This is a genomic window from Amycolatopsis sp. cmx-4-83 (genome assembly GCF_046548815.1).
GTDB classification, from domain to species: domain Bacteria; phylum Actinomycetota; class Actinomycetes; order Mycobacteriales; family Pseudonocardiaceae; genus Amycolatopsis; species Amycolatopsis pretoriensis_A.
In genome coordinates this window covers 209,839-224,836 of the sequence record NZ_JAEBEF010000001.1, presented here as the reverse complement: position 1 = coordinate 224,836, position 14,998 = coordinate 209,839, and the positions used below count along the sequence as shown (strand labels likewise).

General features: G+C 70.1%; 14 protein-coding genes and 3 tRNA genes. 7 read left to right on the top strand and 10 right to left on the bottom strand.

Annotated elements, in window-relative coordinates:
* Positions 1 to 15 precede the first annotated feature (15 nt).
* The 7 genes from ACLJQM_RS01165 to ACLJQM_RS01135 form a co-directional block, all read right to left on the bottom strand.
* Positions 16 to 366 (bottom strand): YciI family protein, encoded by a 351-nt coding sequence (locus tag ACLJQM_RS01165; RefSeq protein ID WP_410629747.1) that lies wholly within the window; start codon positions 364 to 366, stop codon positions 16 to 18.
* A gap of 128 nt (positions 367 to 494) precedes the next feature.
* Positions 495 to 1,895, bottom strand: coding sequence for a hypothetical protein (locus tag ACLJQM_RS01160; protein WP_410629745.1), 1,401 nt, complete (start codon positions 1,893 to 1,895; stop codon positions 495 to 497).
* A gap of 731 nt (positions 1,896 to 2,626) precedes the next feature.
* Positions 2,627 to 2,700: transfer RNA gene (locus tag ACLJQM_RS01155), tRNA-Phe, on the bottom strand.
* A 31-nt stretch (positions 2,701 to 2,731) separates the two neighbouring features.
* A tRNA-Asp gene (locus ACLJQM_RS01150) sits at positions 2,732 to 2,805 on the bottom strand.
* Between the two features lie 21 nt (positions 2,806 to 2,826).
* Positions 2,827 to 2,899 (bottom strand) — tRNA-Glu (locus tag ACLJQM_RS01145).
* Between the two features lie 99 nt (positions 2,900 to 2,998).
* Positions 2,999 to 3,772, bottom strand: a complete 774-nt coding sequence (locus tag ACLJQM_RS01140) for an SCO6745 family protein (RefSeq protein ID WP_410629743.1) — start codon at positions 3,770 to 3,772, stop codon at positions 2,999 to 3,001.
* Positions 3,773 to 3,922: 150 nt separating this feature from the next.
* Complete coding sequence (locus tag ACLJQM_RS01135; RefSeq protein WP_247015573.1) at positions 3,923 to 4,177, bottom strand: hypothetical protein; 255 nt, start codon at positions 4,175 to 4,177, stop codon at positions 3,923 to 3,925.
* Positions 4,178 to 5,816: 1,639 nt separating this feature from the next.
* On the opposite strand from ACLJQM_RS01135, the gene ACLJQM_RS01130 reads away from it, so the two are divergent.
* Entirely contained in the window at positions 5,817 to 6,251 is a 435-nt protein-coding gene (locus ACLJQM_RS01130) for a hypothetical protein (protein ID WP_247015575.1), read from the top strand.
* A gap of 91 nt (positions 6,252 to 6,342) precedes the next feature.
* On the opposite strand, the gene ACLJQM_RS01125 is transcribed toward ACLJQM_RS01130, so the two are convergent.
* Positions 6,343 to 6,546, bottom strand: coding sequence for a cold-shock protein (locus ACLJQM_RS01125; protein ID WP_003097368.1), 204 nt, complete (start codon positions 6,544 to 6,546; stop codon positions 6,343 to 6,345).
* 457 nt (positions 6,547 to 7,003) lie between these two features.
* Between ACLJQM_RS01125 and ACLJQM_RS01120 the strand changes: the two genes are divergently transcribed.
* The 5 genes from ACLJQM_RS01120 (at position 7,004) to ACLJQM_RS01100 (ending at position 9,997) form a co-directional block, all read left to right on the top strand.
* Positions 7,004 to 8,215, top strand: a complete 1,212-nt coding sequence (locus ACLJQM_RS01120; RefSeq protein ID WP_247015577.1) for an Ig-like domain-containing protein — start codon at positions 7,004 to 7,006, stop codon at positions 8,213 to 8,215.
* Positions 8,216 to 8,389: 174 nt separating this feature from the next.
* Positions 8,390 to 8,692: a hypothetical protein gene (locus ACLJQM_RS01115; RefSeq protein ID WP_410629740.1), complete on the top strand. Its 303-nt coding sequence runs from the start codon at positions 8,390 to 8,392 to the stop codon at positions 8,690 to 8,692.
* A 4-nt stretch (positions 8,693 to 8,696) separates the two neighbouring features.
* Positions 8,697 to 9,248: a SigE family RNA polymerase sigma factor gene (locus ACLJQM_RS01110; RefSeq protein WP_360767723.1), complete on the top strand. Its 552-nt coding sequence runs from the start codon at positions 8,697 to 8,699 to the stop codon at positions 9,246 to 9,248.
* 5 nt (positions 9,249 to 9,253) lie between these two features.
* Positions 9,254 to 9,721 carry a hypothetical protein gene (locus ACLJQM_RS01105; protein WP_410629738.1) on the top strand — a complete coding sequence of 156 codons (468 nt, stop codon included), beginning with the start codon at positions 9,254 to 9,256 and terminating at the stop codon, positions 9,719 to 9,721.
* A 21-nt stretch (positions 9,722 to 9,742) separates the two neighbouring features.
* Positions 9,743 to 9,997, top strand: a complete 255-nt coding sequence (locus ACLJQM_RS01100; protein WP_360767718.1) for a hypothetical protein — start codon at positions 9,743 to 9,745, stop codon at positions 9,995 to 9,997.
* A gap of 81 nt (positions 9,998 to 10,078) precedes the next feature.
* Here the strand turns inward: ACLJQM_RS01100 and ACLJQM_RS01095 are convergent, their stop codons facing one another.
* Positions 10,079 to 11,371 carry an MFS transporter gene (locus ACLJQM_RS01095; protein ID WP_410629736.1) on the bottom strand — a complete coding sequence of 431 codons (1,293 nt, stop codon included), beginning with the start codon at positions 11,369 to 11,371 and terminating at the stop codon, positions 10,079 to 10,081.
* A gap of 279 nt (positions 11,372 to 11,650) precedes the next feature.
* Here ACLJQM_RS01095 and ACLJQM_RS01090 point away from each other — a divergent pair, with 279 nt between their 5' ends.
* Positions 11,651 to 12,244: a PaaI family thioesterase gene (locus ACLJQM_RS01090; RefSeq protein WP_410629734.1), complete on the top strand. Its 594-nt coding sequence runs from the start codon at positions 11,651 to 11,653 to the stop codon at positions 12,242 to 12,244.
* Positions 12,245 to 12,312: 68 nt separating this feature from the next.
* Here ACLJQM_RS01090 and ACLJQM_RS01085 read toward each other — a convergent pair whose 3' ends face one another.
* Positions 12,313 to 14,982, bottom strand: a complete 2,670-nt coding sequence (locus ACLJQM_RS01085; protein WP_410629732.1) for a tetratricopeptide repeat protein — start codon at positions 14,980 to 14,982, stop codon at positions 12,313 to 12,315.
* Positions 14,983 to 14,998 lie beyond the last annotated feature (16 nt).

The window sequence follows — 14,998 nt, the reverse complement described above, 5'->3', positions numbered from 1 at the left end:
CGACCTCGATCGAGGTCAACCCTCGTGCACGACCTTCCGCACCTCGACGGCGGTGTACTGGGCGTCGGGGATCTTCGCGGCCAGCTCGATCGCGCGGGCTTCGCTCTCGACGTCGACGACGTAGTAGCCGCAGAGGAAAGCTTCGGACGCGACGAACCCGCCGTCCGCGGTGTGCGCGACGCCGTCCTCGACGGTGACGGTCTTGCTCTCGGCCGCTTCGGCGAGCGCTTTGGTCTCGACCATCTCGCCGGATTCGGTGACGAGCTTGATGAACTCGCCGTGTCCTTCGTAGACGCCGTTCTTCTGGTCGTCGGTGAGGGTGGCCCACAGCGTCGGGTTCATGTGGAGGGTCAGGAGGTAGCGCATGTCGTCTCCCCGGTTCGGGCGGCGGCCCCGGTCGGGCTGCCTTCGCCGGGTGGTCGGTGCTGATCCCGCGGTCCGGACATGCCCTCGGACGGTTCACTCGTTCGGCCCAACGCGGCCTGGTCGTACCGCTACGCGAGACCGAACGCGGCCAGCACCTTCCGCACCGCCTCCACGACCGGAGCACCGACTTCGCCCGCGAAGGTGGCCACGCCCAGGATCTTCTTGGCCGCCTTCTTGAGGAGGCCCGGCTCGCTCTTGCCGTCGGCGATCACCTCGTGCGCTTCGTCGACCTCCGCGGCCTCGTCGGCGTCGAGCCGGGGTTTCATCAGCTCGATCGCCTCGGCGAGTTCGCGGAGTGCGTCCTCGCGCCCGGCGGACGCGACCGTCCAGGTGTTGCCTTCGACCTTGTTGTCCCGGCCGATGACGCTGTTCGACACCGGGGCGCTGATCTCGTACTTGTCGTTGCTGCTCATGTCGATGACCCTCTTGTCGACGTAGGTGATCCGGAGGTGGTGGCCGGTCGTGCGTTCCGGCAGCCGCGCGGTTCGCTCGACCAGCAGGTCCAGGCTTTTGAGGATGCCTTTGCTCTGCCCCAGCAGTTCCGAGCGCAGGCCACGCAGAACGGCCGGGGAAGCCAGTTCTTCGCAGTTTCCGGCGAAGGCGAGCGCGGACGACTGGTCGAAGCCGCCCCGCTTCTTCGGAACCAGGATTTTCAGCTGCGCGGCGAGGAAGCTCTTCAGCTTTTCTTCCGAGAAGACTTCCGGCGAACTGTTCCAGGCCCGGATGACACCGCGCAGCGATTCCCGCTCGGCGTGCAGCCGCCAGAGGTTCCCGCGGATCTGCCGGGCCCTCGCCCGGTCCGCGACGTCGCCGGTGACCACCGACCAGACGGGGACGATCTTCGCACCGGACTCCACCTGGTAGCCGTTGACGGAGGTGCTGTCGGAGCGCCAGCTCCGCAGGTCTCCGGTGAGGCGCGCGGAGGGTTCCGCCAGCACCGCGGGGAGGCCGCCGGCCACCAGGTCGCCCGGCGCCGCGGTTTCGAAGGACTTGGCCGTTGACACTTCGAGAAACCGCCTGGCCAGGGCTTTCCCGCTGTCGCCCAGCGCCCGGCCGGCCCCGGCGGGAGCCGTGCGCACCTTGACCGCGAGGCAGTCCCGCGCGATGTCCCGCAGCGTGTCCATGGTCAGCCGGGCCCGGCGGCGATGGTCGACGTCGAACCCGAAGTCGAGCCGGGCGGAGACGCCGGAGGAGTAGAGCCGGCGGAACAGCGGGGTGATCCGCGTGCCGTCCCGCAACGACGGCGGTTCGGCGTCGACGAACCGGACGAAGTTCTTCGCGTCGCAGAAGGCCCTTTCCCCGGACCAGTCGGAAATGCCCCCGCGCCGCCGATCCCGGATCGGGCCGGCGTCGCGCACGAACTCGTCATCGCTGACCGGATCCGGCCAATGCGGGGAAGCCAGCCGCCCGGTGGGAAAAGAAGCCAGCAACCGGAGATCGACCAGCGGCAGTTGCACGACGACGAGCATGGAATCGTTTCCCCCCGACGGCCCGAGTTTAGGGCAGAACGATCCCCTCGTCGAACGTAATGGGGATCGCCGCCCAGGAAAGACGTGAGGACAGACCCCGGAGTCACCCGGGTCACCACCCCGCACGCCCAGCACACCGGCACCAACCGGCGTCACGCTGCGGCCGTTTCCTGCACTCGCCCTTACGTGAGGGCGCCCCCCACGCACCGGGTAAGGGCTCCTCGAGCAGCTCGCGGCCCCCGAGGACGCTCGTTGCGCGCAACGAGGCTCCCAGCTTAACGCCCGGGTTGCGCCGCTGCCGTGGACAACCCCCGTGCACCGTCACGCCGGGTGCCTCGAGAGGAATGCCGCATGGCCTACGTCAGGTTCCAGAGCGCCGAGCCCAACGCCGATGGGCGCCACCCCGGCTTCCTCGGCTTGATCAACACCCTGAGCAAGGCAGGCCGTCTACGACCACTCGGTCAACCCGGGCGCGACTGCCTGGTTCAAGGAATCGGCCGAAGCGCTCGTCGCTCGCGCTGCCGGCTACCTCGAAGTCCTCGACGCCCACGGCGTCCGGTGCGACAAGCTGGTCTCGCACCAGGCGCCCGGGAGGATCATCTACGAGGACGCCGACCAGATCGTGGTCGTCCCGTTCGGTGCTTGACGACCATCAGCGGCGGCACCCGCCGGACTGGCCCCGAACACAAGAAAGCCGCCTTGACCGGAGTCAAGACGGCTTCTTCGAACGGTGGCCAGGGCCGGGGTCGAACCGGCGACCTTCCGCTTTTCAGGCGGACGCTCGTACCAACTGAGCTACCTGGCCGGGAACGCCGGCAAGGAGCCGAACGATCTTGCGACCCTGACGGGACTCGAACCCGCGACCTTCGCCGTGACAGGGCGACGCGCTAACCAACTGCGCCACAGGGCCTTGCGTTACTACTGTACTGCGTACTCCCAACGGGATTCGAACCCGCGTTGCCGCCTTGAAAGGGCGGAGTCCTAGGCCACTGAACGATGGGAGCCCGGTCGGTTTCGGGTGACCGACCGACCGCGCTCTCAGGTCCCCCTGGGAGCGATTACAAGCATAGGGCACGCCGCCACCGCTTTGCACAGGGGGTTCCTTAAGCCTTCAGCGAAGCCGGGACCTGCGCAAACGCCGCGAGTTCCGCCAGCCGGCGCTCGAGCTCGCTCCGCTCCCCCTCGGACAGCGCGGACGCCAGGAGTTCGTCGATCCGCTCGTCCGTGATCGCCTCGGCCTCGCGCCAGCGCTCCCGGAGGTCCGGCTTGCGCTCCGCCGCGGCGACGAGCGCGTCGGCCGCGTCCTCCGGCCAGGCCGTGCGCAGCAGCCGCGCGCGCCCGCCCTCGGGGTCGGCGACGACTGCCTCGGGCACCGTCACGCCCAGCGCCCGCAGCGCGGCGAAGTGCAGGCCGCCGCGCAGCTCGCGGAAGACCATCAGCGCGAAGCCGAGGCGTTCGACGTCGCCTTCGGGCCGCTCGGCGTGCTTCCAGCCGGCGAAGAGCGCCAGCCCGCTCGCGTCGGCGGCGTCGACCACGCGGAACAGCAGCTCGCCCAGGCGTCCGGGTTCCGATACGGCCGAAAGGGTGGCGCGCGACCACCGAGCCGACGACTCGGAGTAGGCACGGAGGGCGCCAGGTGCGTCGATGGCCGCCGTCGCCGCCGGCAGGACGAAGTCGAACAGCCAGTGCGGGAAGATCCCGAACAGCTCCGCGGCCACCTTCGGCGGCACGTCCCCGAGCACCGCCGACCGCCCCCGGAGGTAGAGCGACCGAGGCGGCAGCCCGACCTCGGCCTCGACCGCCGCCAGCTCCGGCGAAGTCATGAACTTCCCCCCGAGCACCTGCACCACCGACCGGATCCGGTTCGCCGTCGTCATGTCCGTTCCCCTTTCGACCCGACAAACGTAACACTGTTACTAAACCCGCGTCAAAGATTTGGCGAAGACCAGCCAATTACTCCCCAGAAAGACAACCGACCTGCAAGAACATCACGGGAAGGGTCCGGCACCGACACCGGACCCACCGGCTCACCGCTGAACCGGCGCCTGCCCGTCGTCGTCCAGGTTCAACCCCAGCATCTCCAGCAGCTGAACACAGTCATCCACCCCCAACGCCCCGGCCGCAACCGCCAGCCGAGCCCGCCGGACCTGATCGTCCGACACCCGCTGCGCATCCCCGGCCCCACTGCGCTGCGCCGGCAACGCACCGGCGAACGGAGCACTCCCCCCATCGGCACCTTCGTACCGAAGGAGGAACTGCCGCACTTCAACAGACCCGCTCATAGCTCCTCCACACGGCTCACAACAGCTTGGCCGCGAGGCTAACCAGCGCCGGCCGCCACACACAGCCCCCCGGAGAGTGAACCTGAGACCACGCTCCGCTCAACGCAGCGCAATCGGCAAGGCAGGAGAAGAGCACCACCCGAACGAACGTCACCCACCACGAAGTGACACCACGAGCGGAAAAATCCCGCTCTCCACTCGCCCTCCCCACCAAGTCGTGCAACAATCGAGGTGCTGACACACCCCCGGTCAGCGCCTGTGGAGATCCCCTCCGACCCCCGCGTTCCTCCCCCTGGCGCGGGGGTCCTCCATTTCTGGGCCTGCTCGGGCTTCGCCCTGCGCTACGGCCCATTCATTCCGGCGTATTGCCCGGGGGCCGAGCCCCCGGAGCCCCCACGGTGCCTTCGGTTCGGCTTGGTGGGGTGGGCGCCTCGGGCGCTGGGCGCCCTGGCTCAGTGGGGTCCGCGTTCGTTGGTTGCAGCCCTTCCGCTGGGCTTGCCCCTGTAGACGCTTGGCGATGGGGTTCGGTTGAGTGGGTTTGCTCGGTTGGACTCGTCCTGGGCGTCTCTGCCGGTCGCTCCCGCTCTTGTGGCCCACCTGTGTCGGTGAGGCCGTCCCGCTGAGCTGGCTCTCCCGCGCAGCCCTGCTCACTCCCGGCCGGCCCGTCCCGGTTTGCCCCTCCCGCGCGGCCCTTCCGGCCTCCGCGGCCCCATCTCGCTTCTGCCTCCCGCGCGGCCCCGCTCACCCCCGCGGCCCCAGCCCGGTTCGACCCACCCGCGCAGCCCTTCTGGCCCCCGCCGCCCCATCCCGCTTCAGCGCTCCCGCGCGGCCCTTGTTCGCACCATCACCCCCTCTGGGCATGCGCTCAGGCAGGGTTCTCGTATTGGCGGCGGTCTGCTCGTCGCTCCGCCGCGCCCGCGTCGGCCGCGGTTCTCTGACCGCCCTCCACGGCCCCGCCCCGGCTCGCACAGTCCACCCCAGCCGCTTTCCCTCAAGCGCCCGCCGTCGGCCATCGCCCACTGAGCCCGCCGGCCGCGCCCTTCTTGCAACGAGCCGGCTCGCCCATGGGGACACCCCGCCCGGCCAGTCCCTCCAACGCTGAACGAGCCAGCTCGCCCGCGGAGACACCCCGCCCGGCCAGCCCCTTCCACACTGAACGAGCCAGCTCGCCCGCGCAGGCACCCGGCCCGGCCAGTCCCTCCCCACACTGAACGAGCCAGCTCGCCCGCCCGCCCGCCCGGCCTCCCACGCTGCCCGCCCTCCCGGCCCCGCCTTCCGACAGCACCCCGACCCGGCCGCCCACCCGCCCAGCCAGCTCGATCTCCCCTGCAATCCCTCCCGGCCATCGCAGCCACCCCGCCGCACCCGCCCGGAAGCGCGTAGGTGAGCCCTCAGCCCGCGTGCCCCACCGAGTCGTGCCCCCAGCCGGCGCCCCCAGCGCCCCATCCCGTCGTCCGAGAATTTGTCGCGCGCCGTTCTTGATCGATTCGCTCGGTTATTACGGCATTGCCCTCCGTTAAAAACTCACCCCAACGCATTGCGCTGATTGGGCGATGGTTGCTCTGTTTGGGGAAATTCAAGGGCGTGTCGTGGCTCACAGTGGTTTGCGGGGCGAGACCTAACCGTTATCGTGACTGGCGTGCCTCTTCCCTCCCTTGGCCGCTTGAGCAGCCGCACGAACCTCAAAGCCGCGTCCTCCGGGCGCCATCGTGGTGCCGCGAAGCCTGCGGACGACGGTGTCGTCGAGGACAAGGAACTCACCTCCTACCTCGCCGCGCTGGCGCCCGATGCCGACAACGAGAGCACCGGGACCGGCAAGCGCTTCGGCGAGGCGCAGGTCATCCAGCTCCGGATGAGCCTCATCGCCAACCAGCAGCTGAAGGACATCGCCGCCGAGCGGGACATCTCGCCCCAGGCGCTCGCTCAGGAGTGGATCCTCGAGCGGCTCAACTGGGAAGGCCAGGCGGCCTCGCTGCAGGACCAGCGCCAGCAGACCGGTGACCTCACCGACCTCACCGACGAGTTCCACTTCCCCGCCGACGCCTTCGAAGCGCCGGCCCTCGGACGGCGCTGAACCGGCCAGAACCCATGAGAAAGGGCCCCCGGCGATCGGAATCGCCGGGGGCCCTTCGCTCAGGCCTTGAGAAACGCAGAGGGCCTGGTTGTCAGATCGCGCGGACCTTCTGGGCCTGCGGACCCTTCTGACCCTGGCCGACCTCGAACTCCACTCGCTGGTTCTCCTCGAGAGTGCGGAAGCCGCGGCCCTCGATCTCCGAGTAGTGAACGAAAACGTCGCCTTCGCCGCCGTCCTGCGCGATGAAGCCGAAGCCCTTCTCCGCGTTGAACCACTTCACAGTGCCTTGCGCCACCGCTGTACTCCTCGTTACACAGATCCGCTTCGAATGCCACCGAAGCGGCACCCCGACCGTCCCGGGCGGTTCCAACGAGACGAGTCAAGAGCGGGTCGGCTCCATGGCTCGCGTCAGAAGTTCCGCGAGTGTGAAGCCACGAACACGCAAAACGACGGCCTGAGAGCAGACTACCGGGATCTGGCCAAAGTTGAACCCCGTGATCGAGGCGAAAACCGGCTCTGCGCACCAAGGTCACCGGAACGTCGTAGGGCTCCCACCCGGTTCTGTCGGACCCACCGGCTAGTCTGGCGCAGCACAGCGACACCGTGATCACCGGATACGGCTCGGAGTCGCCCGTGCCCCCTCAGTGAAAGCCCGCAGCGATCATTGTGACCTTCGTCACGCGACTCTTGCTCAACGTCGATGGTCCGCGAGGCGTCTCGAAGAGGGGAGGCACCAAATGGGGCAAAGGGGAATGGGTGTGACGGTGAGGACTTCCACGCGGCGCCGGGGCGCGGCAGTGGTACTGGGCTTGGTCGCGGTGCTCGCGCTGGGGGCGTGCAGCAGCGAACCGACGGTCTCGGCGAGCGGCACTTCGGGCGGGGGCCCGACGGCTTCTCCCGCGCCGAGCGCACAGCCCGCGAAGCTGACGGTGACGCCGGCGGGCGGCGCGCAGGACGTGGCGCCGGGCGAACCGGTGGGTGTCCAGGTCGCCGACGGCACCATCGTGTCGGTCACGCTGACCAACCCGGAGGGCAAGCAGGTCCAGGGCCAGGCGTCGGCGGACAAGAAGAGCTGGAGCACCACCGAGCAGCTCGGCTACGGCAAGACCTACACCTGGGCCGGGCAGGCGCAGGGCGCGGACGGCAAGAACGTCGCCATCGGGGGCGCGTTCACCACCGTCAAGCCGCGGCGCCAGCTGTCGGCGAGCCTGAACGTCGGTGACGGCCAGACGTACGGCATCGCGATGCCGATCGCGCTGACCTTCCCGAGCCGCGTCACCGACAAGGCCTCCGTCGAGAAGGCGCTTTCGGTCGAGACGACGCCGAAGGCCGAGGGCTCGTGGGCCTGGCTGAACGGCGACACCACGGTGCACTGGCGACCGAAGGAGTACTTCAAGCCCGGCACGCAGGTGAAGGTCAACGCCAAGATCTACGGCGTCAAGATCGGCGACGGCGTGTACGGCAAGCAGGACGTGTCGGCCAGCTTCGCGATCGGCCGCTCGCAGATCGTCAAGGGCAACACCACGCAGCACACGATGCAGGTGATCCGCGACGGCCAGCAGATCGCCGACTACCCGGTGAGCTACGGCCTCGACTCCGACCCGGGCCGCGTGACGCACAGCGGCGTGCACGTCGTGATGGGCAAGCAGGCCACGTACGCGATGAGCAACCCGAAGTACCACTACGAGAACGTCGTGGTGCCGTGGGCGGTCCGGATCTCCAACAACGGCGAGTTCATCCACGGGCTGGCGGCGTCGGTCTGGGCGCAGGGCAAGAAGAACGTCTCGCACGGCTGCCTGAACCTCTCGCCGGCGCGGGCGAAGGAGTACTACGACGGCGTGCTCACCGGTGACCCGGTGGAGATCACCGGCAGCACGCAGACGCTGACCGCCAAGGACGGCGACTACAGCGACTGGACCTACGACTGGGCGAGCTGGCAGAAGCTGTCGGCCCTCGCCGGCTGAAGCCACTGAGGAGGACCGGGCGGCCGGGAAGTCCATCACGGACTTCCCGGCCGTTCGTGTTTTCCGCGTGGCTCGGTTTCCCGAAAAGCCGATGCAACCCCGATGACCACCCGCCGCATGACTACGGGCAGAGGCGCGACGATCCCGGTCGCGTCCGCGAGAAGAGGAGCTGTCTTGCGTATCCGCATCGCCCTGACCCTCGGCGCGCTCGTGCTCGCCGGTGGTGCCCTGTCCGGTGGCATCGCGCTGGCTTCGGACGCGCAGCCGCCGGCCCCGTCGGCGACGACCCGCCCGAACGAGCCGACCCTGGCCCCGGCGCCGACGGCCAGCCAGCGGCCGCAGCAGGCGCCGTCCGCCGCCCCCGCGCCGCGCGAGACTCGCGCGCCGCGCACCGGTCCGGCGCCACGCGTTCCGCGTGCCGTGTCGGCCGGCCCGACCGGTGACCTGCACCTGCCGGCCATCGGGGTGGCCCGGTAGCCAGGTGATCTCCCGCTCCCGTCCGTCGACCGGGCCGGGCTCGCCGTGGGACGGCGAGTTCGCCCGGTACTTCGGCGAGCGCGCGCACAGCCTGCGCTCGACCGCCTTCCTGCTCTGCGGGGACTGGCACCAGGCCGAGGACATCACACAGGCCGCGTTGCTCAAGCTGTACCTCGCCTGGCCGAGGCTGTCGCGCCACGACGCCTTGGACGCCTACGCCCGGAAGGTCGTGCTGCGCACGTTCCTCGCCGAGCACCGGCGCAGCAGGTGGAAGCGGGAGCGGCTCACCGACACCCCGCCGGAGCTCCCGGCGGAACCGGCCGCGAGCGACCAGGACGCCCTCGTCCGGCAAGCTCTGGCCGTACTGGCTCCGAAGCAGCGCGCCGTGCTGGTGCTGCGGTACTTCGAGGACCTGAGCGTCGAGGAGACGGCGAAGGCACTCGGCTGCAGCACCGGCACGGTGAAGAGCCAGGCCTCACGGGGCCTGGCGACGCTGCGCAACCGGCTCGGCCCGCACTACGCGCTGACCTTCAGCGCGAACACGGAGGGGAGGTGACGAACATGGACCCCGAAGACGACGTCCGCGCGTACCTGACCGGCGCGGCCGGTGGCGCGCAGCCGCCGATGCGCCTCGAAGCCGCCGACGTGATCGAGCGCGGTGGCCGGGTCCGGCGACGGCGCAAGCGCCTCGCCGTGGCGAGCACCTCGGCCGCGACGGCGGTCGTCCTGGCGGTGGCCGGTTTCCTGGCCGGTCACCGCGCCGGACCGCTGGAGCCGGTGCAGCCCGCCGGGCCGGGACTGTCCACGATCGGCACCAGCTCCCCCGCACCGTCGCCGCCCATGGAGGTCCCGGCGACGTCGATCGCGCCGCCGTCGGCCGAGCCGGACCGCATGCCCTCCCGGGCCACGAGGGCTCCGCAGGCGCCGTCGGCGGGCCGTCCGACGCAGCGGTCGGCACCGACCACCAGCCGGTCCTCCCCGCAACTCACGGAGACGGTCCCGGAACCGCCGGTCGCCACCTCCCGCTGACATTTCCGCAGGTCAGTACACGTGGTGCAGATCACCGTTTCGACGTGGGTTTCCGACGAAATACGCGCGCCCCTCGTGGCGATATGCCCTGTGGTGTTCCGATCGGACGCCGGACAACTGCTCAGCCGGACGCTTCGCCGCCGGCCCGAGAAACCGAGGAGGAAGCACATGGTGCTCGCCGCGCTCATCGTCGAAACCGGAATCGCTGTCGTGGTCGCGGGCTCGCTCGCCGCTTGGTCCCGCAAGCGCTTCACTCCTCGGAGCGAAGCGAACTGACCCCTGACGCACGTGTGCCCCGCCCGGTGATCCGGGCGGGGCACACGTCTGTCCGACGGCTGCTCAGCGCCGAGCAGCCGCTCAGCGCTGGGCGGACGCGGAGGCCAGTTTTCCGCTGTTGTCCTCGGTGTCGATCTGTTCCATCGGCACCTGCGACGTCTCCGGGATCTTGATGATCGGGATGATTGCGATCAGCGCCGCCGCCATCAGGTAGTACGCCGGCCAGTCTTCGTTTCCGGTGCTCTTGATCAGCGCCGTCACGATGACCCCGCACGTACCACCGAACAGCGACGTCGAGATGTTGTAGCCGATCGCGAAGGAGCCGTAGCGCACCCGCGTCGGGAACATCGCCGGGAACGTCGAGCCGATCACCGCCAGCATGAGCACCAGCAGCAGCGCCACGATGAGGAAGCCGACGAAGAGCCAGAAGATGCTGCCGGACTGCATCAGCTTCAGGCTCGGCCAGCTCAGCACCAGGAACCCGATGGCCGCGGTGAGCAGCAGGGGTTTTCGCCCGATCCGGTCGGACAGCGCGCCGAGCGGGATGATGATCGCCATCTGGATGACTTCGACGGCGATGATGATCAGCGTCGACGTGTTGTCGTTGATCTTCAGCGTGTCCGTGAAGTACGTCGGCATCGTGGTCAGCAGCAGGTAGTCCGCGACGTTCAGCAGCAGCACGATGCCGATCAGGTTGAGGATCATCCGCCAGTTGCGGACGAAGATCTCCTTGAGCGGCGCCTTCTTCGGGGCCTCGCCCGCGGCCTCCATCCGGCGGAACTCGGGGGTGTCCTCGAGCTTGTTCCGCAGGTAGAGCCCGATCAGGCCGAGCGGCAGCGCGACGAAGAACGGGATCCGCCAGCCCCAGGCGTCGACCTGCTCGGCCGACAGGGACAGCGTCACCGAGAGCACGACGAGGTTGCCGAGCACGTACCCGGCCAGCGTGCCGAGTTCGAGGAAGCTGCCGAAGAAGCCACGGCGTTTGGTGGGCGAGTACTCGGCGATGAACGTCGCCGCTCCGCCGTACTCACCGCCGGTCGAGAAGCCCTGGATGATCCGGAGCAGCAGGATCGCGATCGGCGCCGCGATACCCATGCTGTAGCCGCCGGAGTACGTCGGCAGCACGCCGACCAGGAACGTGCAGCCGGACATCAGCAGGATCGTGATGGCGAGGACCCGCTTGCGGCCGAGCTTGTCGCCGAGCGGGCCGAAGAACGCCCCGCCGAACGGCCGCACGATGAACCCGACCGCGAGCAGTGCCAGCGACTTGAGGACCGCGTTGCCTTCCCCGGGGAAGAACAGCGTGCCGATGCTGGTGGCGATCGCGCCCGAGGTGAAGACGCCGTAGTCGTACCACTCGGTCGCGTTGCCCATGGCCGAAGCCCAGACAGCGCGTTTGACGGTTCTCTCGTCCGCTGCGGGTTTACCCGTAGTTGCTGCTGGTTCGCTCATGCCGGCGACGACCTCCTCCGCGCAGTGCCCATTGGGCCGTTCGAGCTCATCCGCCCAGTCTTGACCGGTCGTCGCAGGTCGGCAGTCTGAGCCGTCAATCTTCTACGGTGGGGAACTTTCCGGCTACTGAGAGATGTAGGCCCCCGGTACCCGGCCCGGGTCGGGTACGGCGCCGGCCTACCCGCCGGTTAACGTCAGCGCATGAGTCGTGTTTCTCAATCGTGGCCGCCGGTGGCCGTGGAGCCCGCGGTCCCGCACCCGAAGGCGCCGGCGCCGGGCACAGAGCTCGGCGTGCACTTCGCGGAGTGCTTCGGGTGCGGCGACGAGGCCGACGCCGGGCTGCACCTGCGCTCGACGGTCGGCGAGGGCCAGGTCGTGCGCTCGCGGTTCACCGTCACCGCGGCCCACCAGGGCGCGCCCGGGCTCGCCCACGGCGGCCTGCTGGCCTGCGCGTTCGACGAGGCGCTCGGCTCGGCGGTCGGCAACCTGATGCGCCGCCCGGCGGTGACCGGCAAGCTCGAGACGGACTTCCGCCGCCCGGTGCCGGTCGGGACGACGCTGTTCATCGAGACCCGGCTGGACGGTGTCGCCGGCCGCAAGATCTACGTCAGCGCGGACGGCCGCCTCGACGCCGAAGACGGCCAGATCGCGGTCAGCGCCCGCGCGCTGTTCGTCGTCGTCGGCTTCGAGCACTTCAGCACCCACGGCGACCCGCAGGCGCTGGAGAAGCTGGCCGAGCAGCACGCGAAGAACCAGCGCGCCCGCGAAGAGGGCGACTGGGAGATCAACCCCTGACGTCACTTTCCCTATGAAAGTTCCGGCCAGGTCCGGGGCCGGCGCAGCTTTCCCTACGAAAGCTGCGGTCAGGTGAGGGTCCGGGGCCGGATCGCGTTGGCGCGGTCGACCAGCTCGACGCGCTGCTCGACCGTGCTCGCCAGCCGCGCCAGCGCCCGGTAGCAGCGCTCGAGGCCGAACCGCAGCTCGCGCTCCTCCATCGCGCACCCGAGCACCCGCGCCCCCGGCGTCGGCCGCCCGTTCTTGAGCCATTCGTACGCGGCTTCGAGCACGTCCGCGCTGAGCCGGGTGCGGCGCTCGACGTCCAGGCGGAGCCGTTCGAGCCTGCTCGACGCGTCGAGCAGGTCGTGCTCGGTGACCGGGGTCTCGCGACCCTTGGCCTTGGTCACCGACGTCTTGATCTTGATCGCCGCGACCTGCGCGTCGACGTAGTGGGTGGACGACGGCGGCACGGTCTCGAGCACCTCGACCGCGCTCGAGCGCGCCCCCTGCGCCAGGTACACGCGGGCGAGGCCGAAGGCGGCGCTGACGTAGGTGCGGTCGGTGCGCCAGACCAGTTCGTAGAACCGCGCGGCGGCGAAGTAGTCGCCGACGCCCTCGGCGCTGACGCCCAGCGCGAGCTTCGGCGCGGCCTCGCCGGGCAGGTCGTCGTACACCGCTTCGAACGCGACGTGCGCGACCCGCGAGCGGCCGCCGGCCAGCTCGATCAGGCCGCGGTACCAGTCGATGCGCCAGTCGTGCGGCAAGCCGTTCTTGATCGCCAGGTACTGCGCGGCCTGCAGCTGCCGCTGCGCCTCGGCGAGCTCGCCCAGCTCGATCCGGGCCCGCACGATCCGCAGCCGGACCTCGATCGACTCGCGCGGCGCGCCGGAGAGGGCCTCGATGGCCCCGCGCGGCTCGAGCGTGGTGGTCGTGGCGAGCACGCCGGCGGCCGGGTCGTCCGTGTCGACCTGCGGGATCGGCAGGCCGGCGACGACCTCGTCGGCCCCGGGCAGCGGCACGCTGGCGCCGGCCTCCGGGACGACCAGCTGGACGCCGAACGTGCGGATCTCCGGGCCGAACACGGTGGACGCGCCGGGCCGCGGCTTGCCGGTGCCGAGCGCCATGATCTCGCGCAGCACGCCGGTGAGCTGGTCGGCCATCTCCTCGGCGGAGAGGAACCGCCGGTCCGGGTCGGCGTGCGTCGCGCGGCGCAGGAACCGGTGGTAGGAACCGAAGAGCGCGAACAGCGGGACCGCGTCCGGGCCGGGCAGCGTCGTCTTGAACTTGGTGGTGTAGCCGGTGAACTCGAAGCTCAGCACGGCGAGCGTGCGCCCGACGGTGAACAGGTCCGACGCGATCGACGCGCCCTGCGTAGGCAGTTCCGGCGCGCTGTAGCCGGTGGTGAAGAACAGCGGGCTCTCGTAGTCGTCGGTGCGGCGGACCGCGCCCAGGTCGATCAGCTTGAGCTGCTCGTTGGTCTGGATGACGTTGTCCGGCTTGAGGTCGCAGTAGAGCAGGCCCTGGCTGTGCAAGTACCCCATGGCAGGCAGGATCTCGAGCCCATACGCGAGGACCTGGCCGATCGGCAGCGGCTCCGGGCGCCGGCTTTCGCGGTGGTGCGCCAGCGCGAGCTGGCGCAGCGACTGGCCGCCGATGTACTCCATCACGATGTAGCCGACGGTCGTGCCGCTGTGCGCGTCCGGGTGCTGCACGAAGTTGTGGATCTTGACGATGTTCGGGTGCTCGACCTCGGCGAGGAACCGCTGCTCGTTGGCCGCGGCCGCCATCGCCGTCGCGTCACCGGTGTCGATCAGTCCTTTGAGGACGACCCAGCGGTCGCTGACGTTGTGGTCCTGCGCCAGGTAGATCCAGCCGAGCCCGCCGTAGGCGATCGCGCCGAGCACTTCGTACTGGCCGCCGACGAGTTCGTGCGGCTGCAGCTTCGGCAGGAAGGAGAACGGCGTCGCGCAGTTCTCGCACTTCCCTTCCGGGGCACCGGGTTGGCCGTCCTTGCCGCGGCCGACCTTCGCGCTGCAGTTGCCGCAGAAGCGCTTTTCCTCCGACACCACCGGGTTCGTCAGCACCGCCGACGCGGGGTCGCGCGCGGGCACCGGCGGGACTTCGACCAGCCCGGCGCCGAGCCGGCCGCGGCGCGACCGCGACGTCCGCGAAGACGTCCGCCGCGAAGTGCCGGGGAACGAGCCGGACCGGGAGTCCGAGCCGCTGCCCGTACCGGTTCCGGTGCCGGTGTGCCGTCCTTCGCTGCTGCGTTCGGGCAGCACGCTTTCGGTGCCCGGGTCCGGCAGCGGCGTGCCGGGACCGGTGTCCGGCCGCGGCACCGGCGGCATGATGCTCTGGGTTTCCGGCGCCGGGGCCGCGAGCACGCTCGTCAGCTGCGGCTCGTCGGGCTGCGGCGGGCGGACGGCCTGCGTCGCGACCGGCTGGACCGGTGGCAGGACGGGGTTCATGCTGCCGGGCGGCTTGGTCGGGTCGTCCGCGCCCGGGATCGGCGCGCCGCGCGGCGGCGTCGGCGGACGGCGCACGGGGGCGTGGAAGACGGTCTCTTCCCCCCGCGACGGCGCACCGCGTGACGGCACGCCCCGGGGTGGCTCGCCGTCGTCGAGGCGGCCGGAGATGGACGGCTCCGGTGTCTCCCACCGCACGGGTGGCGGCGGTTGCCAGCTGCTGCCCGGCGTGGCCGGCTGCGGCTCGTCGTCCGGTGCGGCGTGCCGAGGACGGCGCGGCTCCTCCGACACTGCTACCTCCCAGATC